General features: G+C 70.9%; 21 protein-coding genes. 11 read left to right on the top strand and 10 right to left on the bottom strand.

The features are described 5' to 3' along the window. The first annotated feature begins 5 nt into the window (after nt 1-5). Nucleotides 6-569, top strand: a complete 564-nt coding sequence (locus AC0NH5_RS15445; protein ID WP_474404088.1) for an adenine phosphoribosyltransferase — start codon at nt 6-8, stop codon at nt 567-569. 144 nt (nt 570-713) lie between these two features. Next, nucleotides 714-3149 carry a RelA/SpoT family protein gene (locus AC0NH5_RS15440; RefSeq protein WP_474404086.1) on the top strand — a complete coding sequence of 812 codons (2436 nt, stop codon included), beginning with the start codon at nt 714-716 and terminating at the stop codon, nt 3147-3149. Nucleotides 3150-3362: 213 nt separating this feature from the next. Here AC0NH5_RS15440 and AC0NH5_RS15435 read toward each other — a convergent pair whose 3' ends face one another. Both AC0NH5_RS15435 and AC0NH5_RS15430 read right to left on the bottom strand, forming a co-directional pair. Next, nucleotides 3363-4190, bottom strand: coding sequence for a peptidylprolyl isomerase (locus AC0NH5_RS15435; protein WP_474404084.1), 828 nt, complete (start codon nt 4188-4190; stop codon nt 3363-3365). A 37-nt stretch (nt 4191-4227) separates the two neighbouring features. Further along, nucleotides 4228-5085, bottom strand: a complete 858-nt coding sequence (locus AC0NH5_RS15430; RefSeq protein ID WP_474404082.1) for a peptidylprolyl isomerase — start codon at nt 5083-5085, stop codon at nt 4228-4230. Between the two features lie 161 nt (nt 5086-5246). On the opposite strand from AC0NH5_RS15430, the gene AC0NH5_RS15425 reads away from it, so the two are divergent. The 3 genes from AC0NH5_RS15425 (at nt 5247) to AC0NH5_RS15415 (ending at nt 8261) form a co-directional block, all read left to right on the top strand. Then, nucleotides 5247-5933 (top strand): MBL fold metallo-hydrolase, encoded by a 687-nt coding sequence (locus AC0NH5_RS15425; protein ID WP_474404080.1) that lies wholly within the window; start codon nt 5247-5249, stop codon nt 5931-5933. Nucleotides 5934-5948: 15 nt separating this feature from the next. Continuing rightward, nucleotides 5949-7259 carry a histidine--tRNA ligase gene (gene hisS, locus AC0NH5_RS15420; RefSeq protein WP_474404435.1) on the top strand — a complete coding sequence of 437 codons (1311 nt, stop codon included), beginning with the start codon at nt 5949-5951 and terminating at the stop codon, nt 7257-7259. 75 nt (nt 7260-7334) lie between these two features. Further along, nucleotides 7335-8261, top strand: a complete 927-nt coding sequence (locus AC0NH5_RS15415; RefSeq protein ID WP_474404078.1) for an acyl-ACP desaturase — start codon at nt 7335-7337, stop codon at nt 8259-8261. 25 nt (nt 8262-8286) lie between these two features. On the opposite strand, the gene AC0NH5_RS15410 is transcribed toward AC0NH5_RS15415, so the two are convergent. Further along, the gene (locus tag AC0NH5_RS15410) at nt 8287-8799 is read right to left on the bottom strand and encodes a PaaI family thioesterase (RefSeq protein WP_474404076.1); all 513 of its coding nucleotides are present in this window, start codon (nt 8797-8799) and stop codon (nt 8287-8289) included. Between the two features lie 55 nt (nt 8800-8854). On the opposite strand from AC0NH5_RS15410, the gene AC0NH5_RS15405 reads away from it, so the two are divergent. The 6 genes from AC0NH5_RS15405 (at nt 8855) to AC0NH5_RS15380 (ending at nt 17152) form a co-directional block, all read left to right on the top strand. Further along, complete coding sequence (locus tag AC0NH5_RS15405) at nt 8855-9343, top strand: winged helix-turn-helix transcriptional regulator (protein WP_474404074.1); 489 nt, start codon at nt 8855-8857, stop codon at nt 9341-9343. A gap of 138 nt (nt 9344-9481) precedes the next feature. Next, the gene (locus tag AC0NH5_RS15400) at nt 9482-10279 is read left to right on the top strand and encodes a cyanophycinase (protein ID WP_474404072.1); all 798 of its coding nucleotides are present in this window, start codon (nt 9482-9484) and stop codon (nt 10277-10279) included. Further along, nucleotides 10276-13038: a cyanophycin synthetase gene (gene cphA, locus AC0NH5_RS15395; RefSeq protein ID WP_474404070.1), complete on the top strand. Its 2763-nt coding sequence runs from the start codon at nt 10276-10278 to the stop codon at nt 13036-13038. Before AC0NH5_RS15400 ends, cphA begins: the two co-directional genes overlap by 4 nt. 401 nt (nt 13039-13439) lie before the next feature. After that, nucleotides 13440-15467: a serine/threonine-protein kinase gene (locus AC0NH5_RS15390; RefSeq protein WP_474404069.1), complete on the top strand. Its 2028-nt coding sequence runs from the start codon at nt 13440-13442 to the stop codon at nt 15465-15467. Nucleotides 15468-15731: 264 nt separating this feature from the next. Beyond that, nucleotides 15732-16016, top strand: coding sequence for a hypothetical protein (locus AC0NH5_RS15385; protein ID WP_474404067.1), 285 nt, complete (start codon nt 15732-15734; stop codon nt 16014-16016). 233 nt (nt 16017-16249) lie between these two features. Further along, nucleotides 16250-17152, top strand: coding sequence for a sigma-70 family RNA polymerase sigma factor (locus AC0NH5_RS15380; protein ID WP_474404065.1), 903 nt, complete (start codon nt 16250-16252; stop codon nt 17150-17152). 132 nt (nt 17153-17284) lie between these two features. Here AC0NH5_RS15380 and AC0NH5_RS15375 read toward each other — a convergent pair whose 3' ends face one another. The 7 genes from AC0NH5_RS15375 to AC0NH5_RS15345 all read right to left on the bottom strand — a co-directional run bounded on the left by AC0NH5_RS15375 (nt 17285) and on the right by AC0NH5_RS15345 (nt 24197). Next, a complete protein-coding gene (locus tag AC0NH5_RS15375) occupies nt 17285-18037 on the bottom strand; it encodes an urease accessory protein UreD (RefSeq protein ID WP_474404062.1) in 753 nt (250 codons plus the stop codon). A 9-nt stretch (nt 18038-18046) separates the two neighbouring features. Continuing rightward, nucleotides 18047-18631, bottom strand: coding sequence for an urease accessory protein UreG (gene ureG, locus AC0NH5_RS15370; protein ID WP_474404434.1), 585 nt, complete (start codon nt 18629-18631; stop codon nt 18047-18049). Between the two features lie 223 nt (nt 18632-18854). Beyond that, nucleotides 18855-19499 (bottom strand): urease accessory protein UreF, encoded by a 645-nt coding sequence (locus tag AC0NH5_RS15365; RefSeq protein WP_474404060.1) that lies wholly within the window; start codon nt 19497-19499, stop codon nt 18855-18857. A 3-nt stretch (nt 19500-19502) separates the two neighbouring features. Further along, complete coding sequence (locus AC0NH5_RS15360; RefSeq protein ID WP_474404058.1) at nt 19503-21221, bottom strand: urease subunit alpha; 1719 nt, start codon at nt 21219-21221, stop codon at nt 19503-19505. After that, entirely contained in the window at nt 21218-21628 is a 411-nt protein-coding gene (locus AC0NH5_RS15355; protein ID WP_474404057.1) for an urease subunit beta, read from the bottom strand. Before AC0NH5_RS15355 ends, AC0NH5_RS15360 begins: the two co-directional genes overlap by 4 nt. After that, complete coding sequence (locus tag AC0NH5_RS15350) at nt 21625-21927, bottom strand: urease subunit gamma (RefSeq protein WP_366154317.1); 303 nt, start codon at nt 21925-21927, stop codon at nt 21625-21627. The genes AC0NH5_RS15355 and AC0NH5_RS15350 overlap by 4 nt, the downstream gene beginning before the upstream one ends. Nucleotides 21928-22046: 119 nt before the next feature. Then, nucleotides 22047-24197, bottom strand: coding sequence for an acyltransferase family protein (locus AC0NH5_RS15345; RefSeq protein ID WP_474404055.1), 2151 nt, complete (start codon nt 24195-24197; stop codon nt 22047-22049). Nucleotides 24198-24308 lie beyond the last annotated feature (111 nt).

Here is a 24308-nt window from a genome sequence, read left to right as displayed (position 1 = left end):
CCGCCGTGACCAACGAGAACCCTCCAGCGGCCGGGGACAGCGGGCCGGAGCTCGCGGCCCTGGTCGCGAGCGGCACCGTCGACGTGCCGGACTTCCCGAAGCCGGGCATCCTCTTCAAGGACCTGATGCCGCTCTTCGGTGACGGGCCCACGTTCCGCAAGGTGATCGACGGCATCGTCGCCCACCACGGGGCCGGCTCGTTCGACGTGGTGGCCGGGGTGGAGGCCCGCGGCTTCGTGGTGGCGGCCGCCGTGGCGTACGCCACCGGCGTCGGGGTGGTCCCGGTCCGCAAGGCCGGCAAGCTGCCGCGTCCCGCCTTCTCCGCGACGTACGCGCTGGAGTACGGCGAGGCCACCCTCGAGGTGAGCGAGGACGCGTTCGTGGCCGGGCAGCGGGTGCTGGTGCTCGACGACGTGCTGGCCACCGGCGGCACGGCGGCGGCGACGATGGACCTGGTCGAACAGGCCGGCGGCACGGTCGCCGGCTTCACCGTGCTGATGGAGCTGGGTTTTCTCGACGGGCGCAAGCGACTCGAGCCGCGCGGTGTGCACGCGCTGCTGACCGTTTGATCCGTCTTCGATGTTCTTCGCCCGGCCGGGCCTGCTTAATCGTAGGTTCGGCCGGGTCACTCGGTAGGGCGGTGCGGGTAGGATGGGCGTTCCAAGGTGACCAACCCTGGCTCAGGATCGACTGGCGAAGGTGTGAGGAGGCCGGTGTCCAGCGACGTCGCCCCTCAGGCGGAGGGCACGGTGCAACCGACCCAGGACTCGCGGAACGGCGCGGGGGGTCCCGCCCCCGATGACCAGGTCCGTGCTGATGACAAGGCCGTCGGCGATCCGGAGACCACCCAGCCGTTGACCCCGGCGGACGAGCCGAGTGCCTTCGGTCTGGCCAGCGCGCCCACCGGGCGGCGGGTCCGGGCCCGGCTCGCCCGGTTCAATGCTCCGTGGCAGAGCACGCAGGTCAGCGAGGTTCTGGAGCCGCTGATCGCCACGCACCGGGCCAGCCACCCCAAGGCGGACGCGCGCGCCCTGCAGAAGGCGTTCGACGTGGCCGCCCGCTGGCACTCCGGGCAGTACCGCAAGTCCGGCGACCCCTACATCACCCATCCGCTGGCCGTGGCGACGATCCTGGCCAACCTCGGCATGGACACCACCACGCTGGTGGCCGCGCTGCTGCACGACACCATCGAGGACACCGACTACTCGCTGGAGAACATGCGCAACGACTTCGGCGCCGAGGTGGCGCTGCTGGTCGACGGCGTGACGAAACTCGACCGGGTGAAACTCGGCGACGCGGCCAAGGCGGAGACCATCCGCAAGATGGTCGTGGCGATGGCCAAGGACCCGCGCGTCCTGGTGATCAAGCTGGCCGACCGGCTGCACAACATGCGGACCCTGACCTTCCTGCCCCGCGCCAAGCAGGAGCAGAAGGCCAAGGAGACGCTGGAGATCCTGGCTCCGCTGGCGCACCGCCTCGGTATGAACACGATCAAGTGGGAGCTCGAGGACCTGGCCTTCGGCACCCTGTTCCCGAAGCGGTTCGAGGAGATCAACCGCCTGATCGGGGAGCACCAGCCGCAGCGTGAGGCGCTGCTGCGCCAGGTGACCAACCGGGTCTCGCTCGACCTCAAGTCGGCGAAGATCAAGGCGGAGACCACCGGCCGGCCCAAGCACCTGTACTCGATCTATCAGAAGATGATCGTGCGGGGCCGCGACTTCAACGACATCTACGACCTGGTCGGCGTCCGCATCCTGGTCGACACGGTCCGCGACTGCTATGCCGCGCTGGGCGTCATCCACGCGAACTGGCAGCCGGTGCCGGGCCGGTTCAAGGACTACATCGCGATGCCGAAGTTCAACATGTACCAGTCGTTGCACACGACGGTCATCGGCCCGACCGGCAAGCCGGTCGAGATGCAGATCCGCACCTTCGCGATGCACCGCACCGCCGAGTTCGGCATCGCCGCCCACTGGAAGTACAAGGAGCAGAAGGGCGCGACGATCGTCGGCCCGCCGGCGCACATCGACGAGATGACCTGGCTGCGGCAGCTGCTCGACTGGCAGCGTGAGGCGAGCGACCCGTCCGAGTTCCTGGACGCGCTGCGGTTCGACCTCTCCAGCCAGGAGGTCTACGTCTTCACGCCGAAAGGCGACGTCATCCCGCTGCCGACCGGCTCCACCCCGGTCGACTTCGCCTATGCGGTGCACACCGAGGTCGGGCACAAGTGCATCGGCGCGCGGGTCAACGGCAAACTCGTCCCGCTGGAGTCGACGCTCTCCAACGGCGACGTGATCGAGATCTTCACGTCGAAATCGGCCACCGCCGGTCCTACGCAGGACTGGCTCGGCTTCGTGAAGAGCCCGCGGGCCCGCACCAAGATCCGGCAGTTCTTCAACAAGGAGCGCCGCGAGGAAGCGATCGAGGTCGGCAAGGACGCCATCGTCAAGGCGATGCGCAAGCAGGGCCTGCCCCTGCAGCGGATGCTGACCAGCGAGAACCTCACCACCATCGCCCGTGACCTGCACCTGCCCGACGTGGCGTCGCTCTATGCCGCGGTGGGGGAGAGCACCGTCTCCGCCCAGTCGGTGGTCGCCAAGCTCGTCGCCGGGTTCGGTGGCGAGGAGGGCGCGGTCGAGGACATCGCGGAGACCGCCGTCGCGACCAGGCCGCCGCGCAACCGCACCAGCACCCAGGACCCCGGCGTCGTGGTGAAGGGCGTGTCGGACGTCTGGGTGAAACTGGCCCGGTGCTGCACCCCGGTGCCCGGCGACGCGGTCTTCGGGTTCGTCACCCGCTCCGGCGGGGTCAGCGTGCACCGGGAGGACTGCGCCAACGCGCAGGACCTGCGCGACCAGAGCGAGCGGATGGTCGAGGTCAGCTGGAAGCCGACGTCGGCGTCCACGTTCCTGGTGGCCATCCAGGTGGAGGCGCTGGACCGGCACAAGCTGCTCGCCGACGTGACCCGGGTGCTCTCCGAGGAGCGGGTGAACATCCTCTCCGCGACCGTCACCACGACCCGCGACCGGGTGGCGGTCAGCCGGTTCACGTTCGAGATGGCCGACCCGAAGCACCTGGGCCATTTGGTGGCGGCGGTGCGCAAGGTGGACGGCGTGTTCGATGCTTACCGGGTTACGTCTGGGGCGTGAGCGTCGTTCCTTCGCTTGCGGGGGACGGTTTTGGGCCGGTGATGGCCCACGCAGGGCGGTCAGGCTTGATCCCTGCGTGGGCCATCACCGGCCCAAAACCTTGCCTGGTCGCGGTGGGGGCGGCGCGGCACGGTGGGTGGGGGACCCGGCAACATCGGCTCTTGAGGGAAGCAAAAGGGCGGCCCGATGGGCCGCCCTTTTCGCCGGTGCGGTTTACGCGACGGTCATGGTTTTGATTGTCAGTTCCTTCTTGGGGTGGCCGCCGCCGGCGGACTGGGCGAAGGCGCCGTCGTCGCCGGCCTTGACGACGTCCTTGACGAGGTCCAGGCCCTTGGTGATGGTGCCGAGCAGCGTGTAGTTCGGCGGCAGCTGGGTGTCCTCCGAGCAGATGAAGAACTGGCTGCCGGTGCTGCCGGGCTGGCCGGTGTTGGCCATCGCGATGGAACCCGCGGGGTACGGCTTGGCGGTGTCGGTCGGCAGGTTCTCCTCGACCATCGTGTAGCTGGGGCCGCCGGTGCCGTCGGTCTCGCGGTAACCCTTGCCGGTGGCGAACGGGTCGCCGCACTGCAGGACCTTGAAGGTCGCCTCGTTGACCAGACGGTGGCACTTGGTGTTGTCGAGGAACTTCTTCTCGGCCAGGTGCTTGTAGCTGGCGCCGGTGCAGGGCGCCTTGCTCAGATCGATGGTGGCCTGGATCGGGCCCAGGTTGGTGTCGAAGGTGAGCGTGCTGGTGCCCACGTTCGGCACGTTGGCCGGGGGCAGGCCGACGTCCTTGACCTTGCCGCCGGTGCCCTCCTGGGCCGGCGTCCAGGAGCAGGCCACGGTGCCCGCCGCCGGTGCGCCCGCGGCGGGCTTCTTGTCGTCGCTCTGCCTCATGTTGACGATCCAGACCGCGGCGCCGGCGATGACGACCACCGCGAGTGCCGAACCGAAGATCGCTTGCGTGCGACGGCGCTTGCGTGCGGCCGTGGCACGCTCGGCCATCTCCTTCTCGAGCCGGGCTCGCGCCGCCGCGCGCTGCCGGTCCTTGATCGACGACACGGTGTTCTCCCTGCTGCTTGTCTCTTCCATCATCAACTCACGACTGGGCGCTAGCCGAGGGGGCCGCTTCAGGGGCCGCACCGACGGTCAGGGATTGGATGGTGATCTTGTCCTTGGGCTTGACCTTGTCCCCCGTGCTGTTCTCCACGGTGGCGATCTTGCCGATCTTGTCCAGCGTCTCGAGGCCGCCGGTCACCTGGCCGACGATCGAGTACAGCGGCTGGGCCGGGGTGGAGTCCTTCAGGAACACCAGGAACTGGCTGCCGTTGCTGCCCGGTGGGTTGCCCACCAGCGCGACCGTGCCCTTGGGATAGAGCACCGGCTTGCCGGCCGCGGCGCTCGCGCTCGGCGACGGCTCGGGGGCGGCCGGCAGGTTCTCGTCGTAGAAGCTGTACGTCGGGCCGCCGTTGCCGGTGCCACTCGGGTCGCCGCAGCGCAGCGCCCCGTCGGTGGTGATCTCGTGGCAGTCGGTGTTGTCGTAGAAACCCTTGCCCGCCAGGTACGACAGGCTGGCGGCAGCACACGGGGATGTGGCGACGTCGACGCTGGCGACGATCGGGGCGCCCTGGTTGGTGGTGACCGTCAGGGTCTGGGTGCCGTCCTCGGGAAGGTCCTTGGTGGGGGGTGTGCCCACGTCCTTGAGGTCCGGGTTGCTCGTCGTGTTCAGCGGGGTCCACAGGCACGTGTCGCCCGCGGCACTCGTCTCGGTGGCCTCGTCGCCGTCGAAGGCCCCGCCGATCCAGGCCGCGCCGGCGACGACCAGCAACACGGCCAGGCCGGTGCCCACCCCCGCATAGATGCGGCGACGACGGCGTTCCCTCTCGGCCCGGCGGGCCAACTGCCGGTCGAACTTCTCGCGCGCGAGCTTGCGCTGCCGGTCCCTGCTGGAAGCCACCGAACGCTGTCCCTTCCTGTACTTAACAAGGGCCTGGGCATGTCAAGGGGTGCGGCACGCCACACGCCCGCAAGAGTGTACGGGTACCTCCTGAGAAAGTGGTGTGCGGCCGCCCGGCTACTCTCGTTACGATTCGCACCCATCTTCGAGAGGGCGTCACCGTGCTCGTGACCGGCTTTCCGGCCGAGGCCTTCGGCACCAACTGTTATGTGGTGGCCGCCGGTCCGGGAGAGCAGTGTCTGATCATCGACCCGGGGATCGGCGTGATCGACCAACTCGACGAGGTGCTCGCGGAACACCGGCTCTTTCCAGCGGCTGTGCTGCTGACGCACGGCCACCTGGACCACACGTTCTCGGTCGCGCCGGTGTGCGGCGCGCGGGGCGTGACCGCTTATGTTCACCCGGCGGATCGAGAGATGCTCGCCGATCCGTCGAAGGGCCTCAGCGCCGACCTCTCGACGCTGTTCGGTGGACGGCTGACCTACACCGAGCCGGACGACGTCGCGGAGCTGACCGACGGCGCGGCGCTGTCGATCGCCGGGCTGGAGATCACGGTCGACCACGCGCCCGGCCATACCGGCGGGTCGGTGCTGTTCCGCCTGCCGGGCGAGGGCCCGGAGGAGATCTGCTTCTCCGGGGACGTGCTCTTCGCGGGGTCCATCGGACGTACCGACCTGCCGGGTGGCAGCACCCCGACGATGATGAACAGCCTGCGGGACAAGATCCTGCCGCTGGCCGACGACACCGTCGTGCTGCCCGGCCACGGACCGGCCACCACGATCGGCCGTGAGCGCGCGTCCAACCCGTACCTGCGGGAGTTGACCGCCGCGCCCGGCCGCGGTTTCTGACTTTCTGGAGTGACAGTGCCTATTTCCGGCTTCCCCGAATGGCTGCCGCCGCAGCGCATGATCGAGCAGTTCGTGCTCGACAAGATCCGGTCGACCTTCGAGCTGTACGGGTACGCCCCGTTGGAGACCCGCGCCGTCGAGCCGGTGGACACCCTGCTGTCCAAGGGCGAGACGTCCAAGGAGATCTACCTGCTCCGCCGCCTGCAGGAGGACGAGCTCTCCAAACGGGAGGATCAGCTCGGGCTGCACTTCGACCTGACCGTCCCGTTCGCTCGGTTCGTCACCGAGAACCACGGCAAGCTGCAGTTCCCGTTCCGCCGCTACCAGATCCAGAAGGTGTGGCGGGGCGAGCGGCCGCAGGAGGGCCGGTACCGCGAGTTCCTGCAGGCCGACATCGACGTGGTCAACCGGGACACCCTGCCGTTCCACTTCGACACCGAGATGCCGCTGGTCATCGGCGACGCCTTCCGGTCACTGCCGATCCCGCGAGCCGTCATCCAGGTCAACAACCGCAAGGTGTGCGAGGGCTTCTACCGGGGTCTGGGTCTCGCCGACACCGCGCAGATCCTGCGCGTCGTCGACAAGCTCGACAAGATCGGCCCGGAGAAGGTGGCGGCGGCCCTCGTCGAGACCGCGGGCGCCACCGACGCCCAGGCGGCGGCCTGCCTGTCGCTCGCGTCGATCTCGGCCACCGACGGCTCCTTCGTCGACCGGGTCCGCGCGCTCGGCGTCAGCGATCCGCTGCTGGACGAAGGCCTGGACGAGCTCCTCCAGGTTGTCGAGACCGCCGGTGAGCACGCGCCCGGCCTGGTCCGCGCCGAGTTGAAGATCGCCCGTGGGCTGGACTACTACACCGGCACCGTCTACGAGACCCAGCTGGCCGGGTACGAGCGATTCGGCTCGGTCTGCTCCGGTGGCCGTTACGAGACTCTCGCCTCGGTCGGCAACACCCGGTTCCCCGGCGTCGGCATCTCGATCGGTGTCTCCCGGCTGCTCGGCATCCTCTTCGGGCAGAACGCGCTGACCGTCTCCCGCTCGGTGCCGACCTGCGTGGTGGTCGCCGTGCCCAGCGACGACAAGCGGGCCGACTGCGAGCGGATCGCCACCGCGCTGCGCCGCCGCGGCATCCCCACCGAGGTGGCGCCGACCGCGGCGAAGTTCGGCAAGCAGATCCAGTTCGCTGACCGGCGGGGGATTCCGTACGTGTGGTTCCCGGGTGAGCCGGACACGGTCAAGGACATCCGCTCGGGGGAGCAGATGGAGGCGGACGCGGGAAGCTGGCAGCCGCCGGCGGGCGATCTGGCGCCCGTGGTGTCCGGTCTTTAAGCGCTTTTTCGCTCTCGCCGGTGATCTCCGCTCATCGCCGGCGGACGGGCGCGGTCCGGCGGCTACCTTGACGGGATGCCGCTGGACCAGACCGCGCTGCTTCTCGAGTTGGAACCCGTCGTCGCCACGAACCTCGACCGGCATCTGTCGCTGGCCAAGGAGTGGTTCCCACACGAATACGTGCCGTGGGGCCGAGGGCGCGACTTCGACGGCCTGCTGGGCGGCGCCGCCTGGCAACCGGACGACTCGGACCTGCCCGACGTGGCGCGGACCGCGCTGATCGTCAACCTGCTCACCGAGGACAACCTGCCGTCGTACCACCATGAGATCGCGACGCTCTTCGGCCGGGACGGCGCATGGGGCACCTGGGTGCACCGCTGGACCGCCGAGGAAGGCCGGCACGGCATCGCCATCCGCGATTACTTGACCGTCACCCGCGGCGTCGACCCGGTCGCCCTGGAACGGGCCCGGATGGACCACATGCAGTCCGGCTACACCAACGATCACGGTGACGAGGTGCTGCACTCGCTGGCGTACGTCGCCTTTCAGGAGCTGGCCACCCGCATCTCGCACCGCAACACCGGCCGGGCCACCGGCGACCCGCTCGCCGAGCAGCTGCTCGCACGGGTGGCCGCCGACGAGAACCTGCACATGGTCTTCTACCGCAACCTGCTCACCGCCGCCTTCGACCTCGCCCCCGACCAGGCGATGCAGGCCGTCCTGGACGTGACCACGGGTTTCCGCATGCCCGGCGCCACCATCGAAGGGTTCGGCCGCAAGGCGTTGTCGATCGCGCTGGCCGGCATCTACGACCTGCGCCAGCATCGGGACGAGGTGCTGGCCCCGGTCATGCGCCAGTGGAACGTGTGGGACCGCACCGACGTGAGTGCCGAGGGCGAGAAGGCGCGGGAGGCGCTGGCCGCCCACATGGCCGAGCTGGAGGCGCAGGCGGCCCGTTTCGAGGAGAAGCGCGAGGCCCGCAAGCAGCGCCGCGCGCCCTGACCGGCGGGACGGCCGGCGGGAGGGGTCAGCGGCCGGGAAGGTCGAAGATCAGGCAGCTGGAGGTGGCATGGGCCACCAGGCGGCCCGCGGCGTCGGTCAGGCGGGCCTCCGCGAGGGCGGTCCGGCGGCCGCGCTGGAGGACGGTGCCGGTGCAGGCCAGGCGGCCGGAGGAGACGGTCACCGGGCGCAGGAACTTCACGGTGAGGTCCATGCTGGTGTAGCCGACGCCGGCCGGGAGCGTGCTGTGCACCGAGCAGGCCGCCGCGGTGTCGAGCAGGGTGGAGAGCACGCCGCCGTGGACGCTGCCGAGCGGGTTGTAGTGGAACTCCTGCGGGTCGAGCTCGACGGTGACGCTGCCCTCCTCGGCGCGCATGCCGGCCGCGCCGATCAGATGCATGATCGGCGGCGCGGGCAGCTCGCCGGCGGACATCGCCCGGAGCAGCTCCAGACCGCTGCGGCGGCCCAGCAGGTCGGCGTGCTCGGCCGGATCCGACCAGCCGAAGGTGCGCGTCCGGGTGGAATCCTGAGTCTGCGTCATGGACGCAGGCTCCCATCAGCTTGCTGGCTCTGTCAACGAGACCTAGCCTGGCCGCATGGTCGGACATGTCACACCCCCCGAGGCGCTCAACTGGTCGGTCGAGAACTGCACGGTCAGCCGCGCCATGGCGATCCTCGGGGAGAAGTGGACGATCGTGGTCCTCCGCGAGGTGTTCAGCGGGCTGCGGCGGTTCGACGACATGCGGGTACGGACCGGGATCCCGCGTCAGGTGCTGACCAACCGGCTGGCCCTGCTGGTGGAGCACGGGGTGCTGCGGCGTGAGCCCTACCAGGAGCCGGGCGCGCGATCCCGCCACGAGTACCGGCTCACCGAGAAGGGGTTCGATCTCTATCCGGTGCTGATCGCGGTGGCCGAGTGGGGCAACCGCTATCTGGCCGATCCGGAGGGCCCGCCGATCCAGTACGCCCATCGTGACTGCGCCGCCGAGGTGCGGACGGAGCTGCACTGCGCGGACGGGCACACGATTCAGGACCACCGCGCTGTCGTTCCGCGTCCCGGACCCGGAACACGCCGGAGGACCTGACCCGGTGACGGGAAGGGGCGGCGGGCCCCCGGAGGTCACACACCTGCTACCGCATAACAATGGTTAGGCGGATGTTTCGGATTTGTTCCGATTAACCTCAGGAGTAGGCCGATCGCGCTACCGATCTGAGGAGGAGTGGTGGGCCGGTTACTCATCATGGGTGGGGCCGCCGGTTCCGACCTCCTCGCGCGCTTCGTCGAGCTGGCCGGGGGCGGTGCGGCCCGGATCGTGGTGATCGCCACGGCCAGCGAGTCGCCGGGGAGCGCCGAGTCCGCGTACGTCGGTGAGTTTCTCGCCCTCGGCGCGGGCAGCGCCCGGGCCCTGCGTCTCGCCGACCGCGCCGAGGCGAACGCGCCCGGCGTCGAGCCGGTCCTGCGCGCGGCCACCGGCGTCTTCTTCACCGGTGGCGACCAGCAGCGGATCACCCGCGTGCTGGGCGGCACCGCCACCGACTCGCTGCTGCAGGCGCTCGTCGCATCCGGCTCCCTGGTGCTGGGCGGGACCAGCGCGGGCGCCGCGATGATGGCCGGCACCATGATCGCCGGAGGCGAGGGCGCCGGTGTCACCGCGGGCAGCGTCAGCACCGAGCCGGGCCTGGAATTCCTGCCCTGCGTGCTGATCGACCAGCACTTCGCCGAACGCGGCCGGCTGAACCGGCTGCTCAGCGCGGTGGCCCGCTATCCGCACGAGCTCGGCGTCGGCATCGACGAGGACACCGCGATCCTGACCGACGGCGACTGCTTCGAGGTGCTGGGCAGCGGCGCGGTGACTGTCGTCGACGCCGGCTGCGCCACCGACATCCAGGTCCCGCGGAGCGGGCCGATCGCGCTGACCGGAGCACGTATCCATGTGCTGCCGGCCGGTTACACCTTCCACCTCACGGGCCGCCGTCCGCATGCCGGCACGCCTGTCGCTGAACGGGGCCGAGTCGCATGAAGATCGAATCACTGCGCCGCCTGCGCGGCCCGAACGTCTATCTCTCCCGGCCCGCGGTGATCGCCCGGCTCAGCCTGGGCGAGCTGACCGGCCAGGAGACCTCCGACGTCACCGGCTTCACCGAGCGGCTGTTGCGCACCCTGCCGGGCCTGGCCGAGCACCACTGCGCGGCGGGGTCGCCGGGCGGGTTCGTCAGCCGGCTGCGCAACGGCACCTATTTCGGGCACGTCACCGAGCACGTGTGCATCGAGTTGTCCCAGCTGATCGGCAGGGACGTGAGCTTCGGGCGGACCGTCTCGGCGGGCGACCCGGACGATCCCGGAGCCTACGACGTGATCGTCGAATGCCCGGTGGACGAGTCGCCCGCGTCCGGCGTGCCGGCGAAGCTGCTCGGCGCGGCGATCGACCTGGTGCTGGCGGTGCACCGCGGCGGCGGGCCGCGTGCCGAGGAGCTGACCGCGAGTCTCGCCGGCCTGGCCGCGCTCGCCGAGCGGGAGGCCACCGGGCCGAGCACCCGGTCGATCATCGCGGCGGCCCGGCGGCGCGGCATCCCGGTGGAGCGTTTCGACGACCTCAGCCTGCTCCGGCTCGGCTGGGGCAACCGCCGGCGGCTGGCCTGGGCGGCGATGACCGACCGGACCAGCGGGCTGGGGGTGGACATCGCCGGGGACAAGCACGTCACCCGCCGGCTGCTGGGGGAGGCCGGCGTCCCGGTGGCGCCCGGCGGGGCGGCGAGCGACCCGGCCGAGGCGGTGCGGATCCTCGCCGAGCTGGGTGCTCCGGTGGTGGTGAAGCCGCGGACCGGCCACCACGGACGCGACGTGGCGTTGAACCTGCGCACCCCGGCCGACGTGGAGCGGGCCTGCGCCGAGGCCGGCGGCGACGTGGTGGTGGAACGGCAGCTCGGCGGGCGCGACTACCGGGTCCTGGTGGTCGCCGGCGAGGTGGTGGCGGCCGCTGAACGGATCGCCGCGCACGTGGTGGGTGACGGCGTCGCCACCGTGCGGGAGCTTGTGGAGCGGATCAACGCGGACCCGCGCCGGGGGGTCGGCCACTCACGGGCGCTGACCCGGATCGAACTGGACCCGACGGCGGAGCGGGTGCTCGCCGGGCAGGGGCACGAGCCGGGAAGCGTGCCCGCGCCGGACGAGGTGGTGTGGCTGCGCCAGAACGCCAACCTCTCCACCGGCGGCACCAGCCGGGACGTCACCGGCCAGGTGCACCCCGACGTGACCCGGCTGTGTCAGCGGGTCGCCGCGCTGGTCGGCCTGGACATCGCCGGCATCGACCTGCGCCTGCCGGACATCGCCGCCCCGATGCCGCCGACCGGTGATCCGGACCGGATCACGTCCGGCGTGATCGAGGTGAACGCGGTGCCGGGACTGCGGATGCACCTCGCGCCCGAGCACGGCCGGGCCCGTGATGTCGGCGACGCAATCGTGCGGGCGATGTTCCCCTGCGGGTCCGACGGGCGGATCCCGACCGTGGCGATCACCGGCACCAACGGCAAGACCACGGTGACCCGGCTCATCGCCCACCTGCTCAGCGGCAACGGCACCCGGGTCGGCATGACCAGCACCGACGGCGTGGTGATCGACGGTCGTACGATCCACGTCTCGGACGCCACCGGCCCGCTCTCCGCGCAGATGGTGCTCGGCGACCCGCAGGTGGAGGTGGCGGTGCTGGAGACCGCCCGGGGTGGCCTGTTGCGGCGTGGCCTGGGTTACGACTGGTCCGACGTCGGGGTGATCACGAACATCACGGCGGAACACCTCGGTCAGGACGGTCTCGAGTCGATCGAGGACCTGGCGCATGTCAAGGCCGTGGTGGCCGAGCGGGTCCGGGACGGCGGGACGCTGGTCCTCAACGCCGACGACCCGTGGGTGCGAAGCCTGGCCGACCGTCCGCGGGTGCGCGCGGACCGTAAGCGGCTGGTCTGGTTCGGCCTGGACGCCGCCAACCCGGTGCTGACCGAGCACCTGGCCCGGGGCGCCACCGCCTATGTGCTGCACGACGGCTGGCTGGTGCAGGCGACCGGCGCCCGGCGCACTCCGCTGGTGCGTCTCGCCGAGGTCCCCGGCGCGTACGGCGGCGCGGCCCTGCACGTGGCGGCGAACACCCTGGCTGCCATCGCGGCTGCTCGCGCCCTGGGTGCGCGGCCCGAAACGCTTGCCGACCGGCTCGCTGAATTCGACCCGGCCGCGGAGAACCCGGGCCGGGGGACGCTGTTCCGTCTCGGTGAGATCTCGATTTTTCTTGACTATGCCCACAATCCGGCGGCCCTCGCCGCTACTCTGCGTGCTCTCAACCGGCTCTGGGGCGCTGAACGCTGCGTAGCGGCGGTGACGCTGCCCGGCGACCGCCGCGAGGATCTGCTGATCGCCTCGGCGCAGATCCTCGCCGACGGGGTGAGCCGCGCCGTCCTCTATGACGACGCCGACCTGCGGGGACGTGCGGCCGGCGAGGTCTCGGCGCTGGTCGAGCGGGAGGTGCGGGCTCGCAGCCCGAAGCTGAGCGCGGTCCGCGCGGACGGTTACCGGGACGCCGTGACGCGGGCGGTACGCCTCGCCGCTCCGGGCGAAGTGGTGCTGGTGATCTATGAGAACTGGGCGCCGATGCGGGCATTCCTGTCCGAACTGGGCGCCGTGCCGGTCGGCGGCTCACCGGTGGGCGGCGGGTCCGTGTTGTCGCTTTCGCGGGCATCCGGGGTGACGCCGGCGGTACCGCGGAGTCTCACGGTCTCCCGGACCAGAGCATGACGTGCTGACAGATCTTGGACAGAGTCGATCTCTCTGTGTAGCGGTTCGATGACCGAATGTTTTCCGGTCCACGTCGGACATACCCGAAAGGTTGAGAGTGCAAGTTCCGACGATCCGGGCAATACCCCGCGTCTGTCGTGGCGCTCCGTGTCCGGGCGACCCGCAAAGCCTGTGCCGGCGCGGTCACCCAGCACGCACCGGGGGCGCGCGCCACCCCACACACCGTAATTAGTCCCTGGTAGATCGGCCGTTGCCCTGTCGATCTGTCGGCCGATAGGTACTAACATCCACGCCGTCTATGAGGGATGCTCGGGGTCCGACGGTGGGGCCCTGACTCGCCCGGCGTCAGGCGGCATGGCGGTGCGGCCCGATGTTCTTTTCAAGCGCGCATGTGGGGGCACATGAGCACGACGGACCTGCCCGGTTCGGGACTGCTCGCCGGTCGTTATCGACTGGTCGAGCGTCTCGGTGCCGGCGGGATGTCAGTCGTCTGGCGAGGGTTCGACGAGGTCCTGGGCCGTCAGGTCGCCGTCAAGGTGCTGCCGCCCTCGACCAGTGCCGATCCCTCGTTCCGGCGCAGGCTGCGTGCGGAGGCGCAGGCCGCGGCGCGACTCACCCACCCGAACATCACCAATGTGTACGACTACGGCGAGGCCACCACGGTCGACGGTGAGCCGGTGCCGTACGTCGTGATGGAGCTCGTCGACGGCGAGTCGCTGGCGGCGGTCCTGGCCCGGGTGCGGATGCTGAACTGGCCCACCGCCGTGCGGATCAGCGCCGAGGTGGCGGCCGCCCTGGCGGCCGCGCACTCGCGCGGCATCGTGCACCGCGACGTCACCCCGGCCAACGTGATGCTGACCCCGGGCGGCGCCAAGGTGGTCGACTTCGGCATCTCGGCGCTGATCGGCGAGAACGACACCGACCCGGACGGCAGCCTCCTCGGCACCCCGGCCTACCTGGCGCCCGAACGCCTCGAGGGCGGCCAGGTCAGCCCGGCCACCGACGTGTACGCGGTGGGCCTGCTCATCTATCGGATGCTGATCGGCCAGCTGCCCTGGGACGTCGGCACCACCACCGCGTTGCTGCGCGCCCACCAGTACGTGGAGCCCGAGCCGCTGCCCCCCGTCGAAGGGCTTCCGCCGGCGGTGGACGCGCTGATCCGCCGGTGCCTGGAGAAGCGGCCGCAGGACCGGCCGTCCAGCGCCGAGCTGGCCCACGTGCTGGCCGGCGTCTCGGCCACCGCGCCGCTGATCACCTCCGGGTTCGACGCCGACTGGGAGGACGGCGAGGACACCTTCATCCTTCCGTCCGGCTACCCGTACCCCGGGCTCGGCCCGGTCGCGGCCGCGGCCGTCAGCGGCGCCGGCACGGTGGACACCGATCGCTCGACCGACCCGGATGCGGTGCACCCCGTGGCCGCGCAGGCCGTCACCGGCCCCGCCGCGGTCGGCACGCCCGCAGCGCCGGAGCCCGGTGCGGCGGGTGCCGCCCCACCCCTGCGGCCCAGCGCGGGCGGCCCTCCGGCCGGCTCGCCGCCCGACAAGCCGTCCGGCCGCAACCGCACCAGGGTGCGCCGTGCCGCCGTGCTCGCCGGCACGGTGGCTCTGCTCAGCGGCCTCGCCTACGGCTGGTCGGCGATGGGGCAGTCCAAGGACAACCAGGCGGTCGGCGCGACCAGCGCGCCGCAGCCGAGTGTCGTCCCGCCCTCCGGGCAGTGCGTGGTGAGTTACGCCGTCTGGTCCGACAAGGAGAACCGCTTCAAGGCCCAGGTGACCCTCGCCAACCGGGCCGACAAGCCGGTGGACGCGTGGAGCCTGTGGTTCCTGATGCCGGGCGACCAGGTGCTCTCCGGCAAGGGCAAGCTCGACCTCAAGCAGCAGGGCCGGGCCGTCCGGGTCAGCTCGTTCGCGGTGCTGGAGTCGCAGCGCACCACGACGCTGCAGATCAGCGGGCGCTACCAGCAGAGCAACGCCGCCCCGATGGTCTTCAAGCTCAACGACCAGACCTGCGAGACGTACGTGTCGAGTGAGCCCGGCGAGCCGTCCCGCCCGGTGGAGTACCTCTCCGACGGCAACACGCGGCTCGGCGACGCCAACAGCACGCCGACGACCGGGGTCTCGATCGGTCCGAGCGGTGAGGTGATCATCAAGCCGACCACCAGGCCCACCCGGCCGGCCGGTCCGACCCCCACCAACGGCAACCCGACCGCCGGCCCGACCACCACGACGACCACGACGGTCACGCCGAACACGACGATCACGCCGACGGAGACCGTGACGACCAAGCCGACGATCGAGCCGTCGGCGCCGAATTCGGTCGGGCCCACCACCACCGATCCGATCGTCGAGACCACCAAACCCACCACCCCGCCGGTCGACCCGGGTCCCTCGCTGGGCGGCTGCGACCCGGCGGACTGCGAAGAGGAGTGATCGACGGCGGCGATCGGTCGGACCGAAGCGGCGAAGAAGAAGCCGAAACCCGATCGCCGCGTTACGGTGGAGACGAGACCGACAGGCGCTTCTGCTCCGATCCGCACACGGTGGCGACCGGCTCCGGTGCCCCGGATCGCGGCACATTCGCACGGCGTGGCTGCCGGCCGGCGCGCCACCCGCGGGCAAGATGGGCAATGATCGTCAGGGGATTCGACGGCCTTGGCCCGGGTATGTCCAAGCGCGGGTGACCAGCCGGAGTCTTTGCAGGTCGTCGATATCGGGGAGTTCGACAACATGATGAGCACAGTCAAGGATCTGGCTGCCGAGGCACTGTTCGTCTCGGTGCTGCAGCCTTCCGAGTGTCCGACTCGGGAGACCGTGGAGGAGGCCATCACCGCGATGATCCTCCGGCACGGCAGCGACGGATGCGCGGCCGGCGTCGCCACCGAGTTCGGTGATCACCCGGAGGCCGCGGTCCGCCGCATGGCCTGGGTGCACACCGAGCTCACGGAGGTGCTGGCGCCGCGCATGCCGGTGCTTCACTAGTCCGGCGGTTCCGCCGCTCCAGCCCTTCCCGTCCTGCGGGAAGGGCTTTTCCCGTCAGTGGCAGGTCCGCGCTGGTCCGCCCTCGCCTGAGGTTTTTCATGAAAAAGCTCCACAAAAGCAACTGAATTCGGGCCCCGCTGCACCTTGCGGCGGTCACTGTTCTTCTCGTGAGCCGGTTTCACAACCGGTTACGCCGGCCTTCCCAGCCGGTTCGTACGAGCGAGGAGGACTACGTGACCACCACGACCGAACTCCCCGCCACCATCGGCATCGCCCACGACGCGCCGTCGGCGCGCGACATCGAGGACCTGATCCGCGAGAACATGCCGATGGTTGGCCATCTGGTCCGGGAACTGCTCAACCGTGTCCCCGGCCATGTCCACTCAGATGACCTCTCGTCAGCCGGGTTCGCGGCCCTGCTCGGCGCCGCACGCTCCTTCGACGTGACCCGTGGCATCCCGTTCCACCGCTTCGCCGCGGTCCGGATCAGGGGCGCCCTGCTGGACGAGCTTCGCGGGCAGGACTGGGCCAGCCGATCGGTGCGGGCCCGGGCCCGCCGGGCGGCCGCCGCCCGTCAGGAACTCACCGCCGCGCTCGGCCGCACGCCGAGCGACGCGGAGGTCGCCGAGGTGCTCGGGATCGGCATCTCCGAACTGGCCAGCGTCGAGGACGACGTGCAGAAGGCATCGCTGCTCAGCCTGCAGGGCTTCCCCACCGGGGCGGCCGAGGAGATGGTGCCGGAGACGTCCGAGGGACCGGAGGACCTGCTGCTGAAACGGGAACGGCTCGGCTATCTGCACCAGGCCATCCAGGCGCTGCCCGAGCGGCTGCGCCAGGTCGTCGAGGAGTCGTTCCTGCAGGAGCAGCCGCTCAGCGAGGTGGCGGCGCGGCTCGGTGTCACCGAGTCGCGGATCTCGCAGCTGCGCACGGAAGCGCTGCGGCTGCTGCGGGAAGGCCTGAACAGCTCGCTCGCGCCGGAACTGCTGACGGTCGCGGCGGGCGGGCCGCGGACCCGCAAGGGGTGCCTGCAGCGGCGGCGGACCGAGTATTTCGCCAAGGTGGCACAGCAGGGCAGCCTGCACACCCGGCTGGCCCTGACCGACAGCCACGGGGTGCCGATCGCGGTCGCCGCATAGCGAAGTCACTTCACGGAGGGCGGCCACCCGGCCGCCCTCCGCGCTGTCCGGCTGCGTGGTGAAGCGGGCACCAAGTCACCACACAGCGATGGGTCGAGCGTTGGTGTGGTGACTTGAGGTGCGCAGGGAGCCCTAAGTCACCACGCCGGATGGGGGACGGCGGCAGAGTGGGTCCAGTGCCGCGCGGACGGCCCGGATGTCGGGGCCGACGGCGGTGGACAGGACTCCCGGACCGGCCAACCGCATCACGGCGGCATGCGGTCCGGCCGGACCCGTCGGTGGCAGGTCGTCGCCTGCCGCCACCAGCGTGCCCACAGCGCGGCCGGCACCGAGGACCGCGGCGCCGGACCAACCGGGCGCCCGGGGCCCGATCATCAGTTCGTGCCGGTAGAGGGTGGCCCCGGCGTACGAGATCAGGGTGTCCGCCCGCAGGTCACCGGGTTCCTCACCGTGCCGCCCGCAGACCAGGTCGTCGCGCCACAGCAGCGAGCCGCCCTGCTCGACCGCCACCCGGGTGATCGCGACGTGGTCGCAGCCGGACGCCGCGATCAGCGGCTCCGGCAGCCAGCGCAGCGTCCCGCCGGCCGCGACCGTGGCGGTGACCGTCAGCAGGGAAGCCGGCGCCGGGCGGCCGGGCAGCGCGAGTTGAGCCGCGACGCTGAGCATCTCCAGCGAGGCGCCCTGCCCCACCTCGACGTCCAGTCGAAGGTCGTCGCCACGCAGCGGCCCGGCCGCCCCGCCCACCAGGTGAACCGTCACCCCGCTGCCGGTGCCGCTGCGCGGTCCGGTGCGGCGCAGGAGCAGCGGCGACTCGCCGTGCAGCACGGCCAGCCGGGTGCCACCCCGCCCGTCGGACTCCGCCACCAGGCGCGCCCGCGCCCGCATCAGGCGACCTCAGACACGGGCGGCGACCAGGCCGCGGATCCAGTCCGCGACCGGGCCCGCCGCCTTGTCCTCGGCCAGCGACAGGAAGATCGTCGGTAGCTCACCGCGCCGGGCGCGGGCGTCCCGGTCCATCACGCCGAGGTCGGCGCCGACCAGGGCCGCCAGGTCGGTCTTGTTGATGACCAGCAGGTCGGCGGTGGTGACGCCGGGCCCGCCCTTGCGCGGCACCTTGTCGCCGCCGGCCACGTCGACCACGAAGATCTGCTGGTCGATCAGGCCTTTGCTGAAGGTGGCGGTGAGGTTGTCCCCGCCGCTCTCCACCAGGACGAGGTCGAGCGGCCCGAGGGCGGCCTCCAGGTCCTCGACCGCGTCCAGGTTCGCCGAGATGTCGTCGCGGATCGCGGTGTGCGGGCAGCAGCCGGTCTCGACGGCGCGGATCCGCTCGGCCGGCAGCACACCGTTGCGGAGCAGGAAGTCGGCGTCTTCGGTGGTGTAGATGTCGTTGGTCACCACGGCCAGCCGCAGCTCGGAGCCGAGGGCCCGGCACAGCGCCGCGACCAGTGCGGTCTTGCCGGAACCCACCGGGCCGCCGATGCCGACGCGCAGCGCCCGGGGCCCGGCGTGCAGCGGCGCGTGCGGGTCGACGCCCGGCTCCGGATGGGTGTGCGGGACCTCGTCGGGCTCATGCGCATGCTCGTGCGGCGACGAAGGGTGCGGCGCCGAAGAATGCGGAGACGGAGGACGCGGCGACGAAGAGTCCGGCGCCGAAGAACGCGGCGACGAAGAGTCCGGCGCCGAAGAACGCGGGGACGGAGAATCAGGATGCAAAGAGACGCACCTCCCAGGTGGCGTGATGCTCGGCGCCGATGTCGAGCAGGGGAGCGCCCGCGGCCGGCAGATCGTCGACCGGGTCGTCGCACCGGGCCGCGGCGAGTTCCGCGATCCGGTCACATTCGCAGGTCAGCCGCGCCAGGAGCGCGTGCACCGCGTACGGGTCGAGCCCCAGCAGCCGGACAGCCGCGCTCGCCGGACCGGTGATCGTGCCGTGCGCCGCCGCCACCGCCGCCTCGATCGGCCGGAGCCCGGCAGCGGCGGCCAGCGCACCCAGCGCCACCGGCTGGTGCGGTTCCCGTCCGACGGCCGCGACCGGCCACATCGCGCGCCCGGCCCGCAGCAGGGCGCGGCCTTGCGCCCGGGAGGCCTTGCGAAGAGCGACAGCGGGGGTACGCGCATCGAGTCCCGCGTCCAGCACGGCCCACCGGGTCACCTCCGCGCACGCCGCCGCCGTGAACGCCGCCGCCACCAGTCCGCTGGTCGCCAGCCGCCCGCGCAGGAAGCCGTCCAGGCTGGCGATGTCGTGCACCCGTCCGGCGCTGACCTGCGCCTCCAGTCCCGCGGAGTGCGCGTGCCCGCCGGCGGGCAGTCGCCCGTCAGCGAGCAGCAGCAGTGTCGACAGGCTCATCGCTCAGAACAGGAAGTAGCGCTGGGCCATCGGCAGTTCGGTCACCGGATCCGGCTCGATGACCTCGCCGTCGATGCGGACCTCGAAGGTGTCGGCCCGCACCTCGATGCGGGGCAGTGCGTCGTTCAGCGGCATGTCCGCCTTGCCGACCGCCCGGGTGTCGGCCACCGGGACCAGCGCCCGTTTCACGCCGATCCGGTCGTTGAGCAGCGCGTCGATCGCGGCGGGCGCGACGAAGGCCACCGAGGTCTGTGACGGCACCACCCCGTAGGAGCCGAACATCGGCCGGGGCAGCACCGGCTGGGGCGTGGGGATGGAGGCGTTGGCGTCACCCATCTGGGCGTACGCGATCATGCCGCCCTTGAGGACCAGCGCAGGTCGTACCCCGAAGAATGCCGGGTCCCAGAGCACCAGGTCGGCCAGCTTGCCCGGCTCGACCGAGCCGACCTGCTCGGCCATGCCGTGCGCGATCGCCGGGCAGATGGTGTATTTCGCGACGTAGCGCTTGGCGCGGTTGTTGTCCGCGGCGTTGTCGCCGGGCGCCGGGCCGCGGCGCGCCTTCATCACATGAGCGGTCTGCCAGGTACGCATGACGACCTCCCCGACCCGGCCCATGGCCTGTGAGTCGGACCCGATCATCGAGATCGCCCCGAGGTCGTGCAGGAAGTCCTCGGCGGCCATGGTCGACGGCCGGATCCGGCTCTCGGCGAAGGCCAGGTCCTCCGGCACCGCCGAGTTGAGGTGGTGGCAGACCATCAGCATGTCCAGGTGCTCGCTGAGGGTGTTGTGGGTGTACGGCCGGGTCGGGTTGGTCGACGACGGCAGGATGTTCGGGTGCGAGGCCACCGTGATGATGTCCGGTGCGTGGCCGCCGCCCGCGCCCTCGGTGTGATAGGCGTGGATCGAGCGTCCCGCGATGGCCCGCAGCGTCTCCTCCACGAACCCGGCCTCGTTCAGCGTGTCCGTGTGGATCGCCACCTGGACGCCGGAGGCGTCCGCCACGGTGAGGCAGGCGTCGATCGCGGCCGGGGTGGTGCCCCAGTCCTCGTGCAGTTTGAATCCGCCGGCCCCGCCGCGCAGCTGCTCCCACATCGACTCGGCCGACATGGTGTTGCCCTTGCCGAGCAGCAGCACGTTGATCGGCCAGGTGTCCAGCGACTCCAGCATCCGGGCCAGGTGCCACGCGTTCGGTGTCACCGTGGTGGCTTTGGTGCCCTCGGCCGGCCCGGTGCCGCCACCGATGATCGTGGTGATGCCCGAGGCGAGCGCGGTGTCCAGGATGGTGGGGCTGATCAGGTGCACGTGGCTGTCGATCGCGCCGGCGGTGAGGATCTTGCCGTTGCCGGCGATGATCTCGGTGCTGGCGCCGATCACCAGGTCGGGATGCACGCCGTCCATGGTGTCCGGGTTGCCGGCCTTGCCGATCGCGGTGATCCGGCCGTCCCGGATGCCGATGTCGGCCTTGATGACGCCCCAGTGGTCGAGGACGATCACGCCGGTGATCACGGTGTCCGGGGCGCCTTCGGCGCGGGTGGCCCGGGACTGGCCCATGGACTCGCGGATCACCTTGCCGCCGCCGAAGACGACCTCGTCGCCGGGGCGCGGCCCGGCGCTGCGGTCCTCCTCGATCTCGATCAGCAGGTTGGTGTCGGCGAGCCGGACCCGGTCGCCGGCGGTGGGTCCGTAGAGGGCGGCGTACCGGCCGCGGTCGAGGGTCGTCACCGGGGGCTCCCGTTCTCGTGCGCGCCTTCGCCGGTGTCCTCGTCGAGGGACCCGGCCGGTTCGATGTCCGCCGGGTCGGGTTCGGCGGCCGGTGGCAGCCGGTCCAGCGCACCGCCGGCCAGGCCGCGCAGGCCGGGGACGATCCGGTTGCCGGCCAGCGCCACCAGGGCCACGTCGCGCGGGATGCCCGGCTCGAAACGCACCGAGGTGCCCGCCGGCACCGCCAGCCGGTGTCCCCAGGCGGCTTCCCGGTCGAACTCCAGGGCGGCGTTGGACTCGGCGAAGTGGAAGTGCGAGCCGACCTGCACGGGCCGGTCGCCGGTGTTGTGCACGGTCAGGGTGACCACCGGGCGCCCCGGGTTGATCTCGATGTCGCCGTCGCCGTGCAGGATCTCGCCGGGGATCATGAGATCGGCCCGTGCACGGTGACCAGCTTGGTCCCGTCCGGGAAGGTGGCCTCGACCTGCACCTCGGCCAGCATCTCCGGCACGCCCTCCATGACGTCGTCCCGGGTCAGCACCCGCCGGCCGGCGTCCATCAGCTCGGCGACGGTCCGCCCGTCGCGCGCGCCCTCCAGCAGGAACGCGGTGATGATCGCGGTGGCCTCGGGGTGGTTGAGCCGCAGGCCCCGCTCGCGCCGGCGCCGGGCGACGTCGGCGGCGACGTGGATGAGCAGTCGTTCCTGCTCGTGCTGGCTGAGGAACAAGAGAACCTCCTGATCGGGCTCCGGAATGCTCGCAGGTGGAAGTTTCCGACGTGTAACCCATCAGTGATCAAAGCACGCAGGGCCCGGCCGAACGGCCGGGCCCTGCGTGTCGCAACTGTTCAGCGGGTGAACTTCTCCCGCAGCAGCGGCGTCATCGCGGTCGCGATCGACGTGCTGATGTGGCTGTTGTCCTTCCACACCATCGAGTTCCCGATGATCGCCGGGCACTTCTTCGGCGTGCAGAACCACTTCTCGGTGTCGATCACCGTGACGCCGCGCTCCAGGGCGGCCTCGGTTACCAGCTTGCGCCGGACCGGCTTGGCGATGGCGTCCTTGGTGGCGCGCCCGCACTTGTCGATCCGCTTCGGGTTGGTGACGACGCACTCCGGGGTCGAGCCGTTCGGCCACGGCGTGTCCTGGATCAGCACCAGCTGGGTGCCGGTGGCCTTGAGCCGGTCGAAGGTCTTGATCCACGCGTCGGCCCAGCGCTGCTCGGATTCGGCGCCCTTGTCCAGCGGCTCGTTGTCCGGGGTGACCATGCCACCGCTGTCGCCGCCGTTCGACGACATCACCACGTATTTCGGCTTGAGCCGCTCGATCTCGGCGAACACCGACTCGCGCCAGTCCAGGCACTCCTGGTACGGCCGCTTGAGCACACCGTTGTACACCAGCACGGTGGCCGCCTGGCAGGCGCTCTTGGTGCGGCTCGCCAACTTCAGCTTCTGCTCGGTGGCGATCGTGTTGATCGGCGGGAACCAGTGCGCGCCGTGCGAGTCGCCGATCAGGAACATCTCGTCGGTGCCGTTCGGGTCGCCGTACCAACAGGGGTGCGGCATCTTGCTGTCCCAGTACCCGGCGTGGCAGTTGTCCCCGTAGATGACCGGCTTGTCCTCCACCGTCGCGGTCAGCGGGTCGGGCAGCAGGTTCGCCGGCAGCTCGCGCACCTTCACCGACGCCTGGACCAGCTCCCGCATCTTGGCTTCCGGGTCGGGCGCCTCGGCCACCGCCTGCACGGTTTCCTGGACCGCGTCGCCGGTCGGCAGCGGCGGCGTGAACTGACTCGCCACCAGGGCGAGGACGGCGGTGCCCGCGGACAGCCCGAGACCGAGGCCGATGCCGCGCCAGGAGCGCGACTTGATCCAGCTCAGCGTGCGGACCGGGTTCTCCACCACGTGGTACGACGCGACGGCGAGCACCAGCGAGCCCGCGGCCAGCACCAGGTTCACCTTGATCGACGGCTGCACCTCGAGAGCCGCCGGGCCGATCATGAGGATCGGCCAGTGCCACAGGTAGAAGCTGTAGGAGTACCGCCCGATGAGCTGGAACGGTTTCGTGCGCAGCAGCATCGCCGCCCCGCCGCGCGGCTGGGCACAGCCGGCCGCGATGATCGCGGCCGAGCCGAGCACCGGCAGCAGCGCCGCCGAGCCGGGGAACGGCGTCTGCTCGTCGTAGATCAGCGCCGAGGCGACGATCGCGGCCAGGCCGCCCCAGGTGGCCACCGCGGCGAGCTTGCCGGGCAGCCCGGCGAGGCGCGTGGCACTGATCGCCACGAGCGCGCCGATGGCCAGCTCCCAGGCGCGGGTGTGCGCCCCGAAGTACGCCCACGGCGCCGACGTCCTGGTCTGCGAGATGCTGACCGCGAGCGACGCGGCGGTGATCACCGACAGCGCGACGATCAGCGGCAGGCGTCCCTTGCCGCCGCGCCGCATCCAGGTCAGCGCGAACACCAGCATCAGCAGCGGCCAGACCAGGTAGAACTGCTCCTCGACCGCCAGCGACCAGAAGTGCTGCAACGGCGACGGGGCGGCGTCCGCGTTCAGGTACTGCACGCCTTCGCTCGCGAGCCGCCAGTTGATGCCGTAGAAGGTCGCGTACAGCGCGTCCAGGCTGATCGAGGTGAACCGGGTGGACGGCAGCCAGAACCAGGCGCCCGCGACCGTCGCGACCAGCACGAGCGCCGAGGCGGGCAGCAGCCGGATCGCCCGCCGGGCGTAGAAACCGGCCAGCGAGACGGTGCCGGTCCGGTTGAGCTCGTTGAGCAGCAGCGTGGTGATCAGGAAGCCGGAGATCACGAAGAAGACGTCGACCCCGACATATCCACCGGCGAGGCCGGTCAGACCGGCGTGCGACAGCACCACCAGCATGACGGCGACAGCTCGCATGCCCTCGATGTCCGGGCGGAAGCCGAGGTGTGGCCGGGCCGCCGGGGCCGGGGTGACCGGTGACTCCGGACGTGGCTTACCTGCAACGCTGTCAATGGTGACCGACATGTCCTGCCTCAAAGGAGTGCTGCCGTCTTCAACCGGCTGAGTGGGCGATAGTACCGATCGATACAGAGCGTCAGCACGCGAGGTTCATCAGATTTTCATCACGATGCCAGA

The organism is Actinoplanes sp. 13 (genome assembly GCF_056134165.1).
The sequence above is the reverse complement of the archived record's forward strand: the minus strand, read 5'-3'. Positions and strand labels throughout refer to the sequence as shown.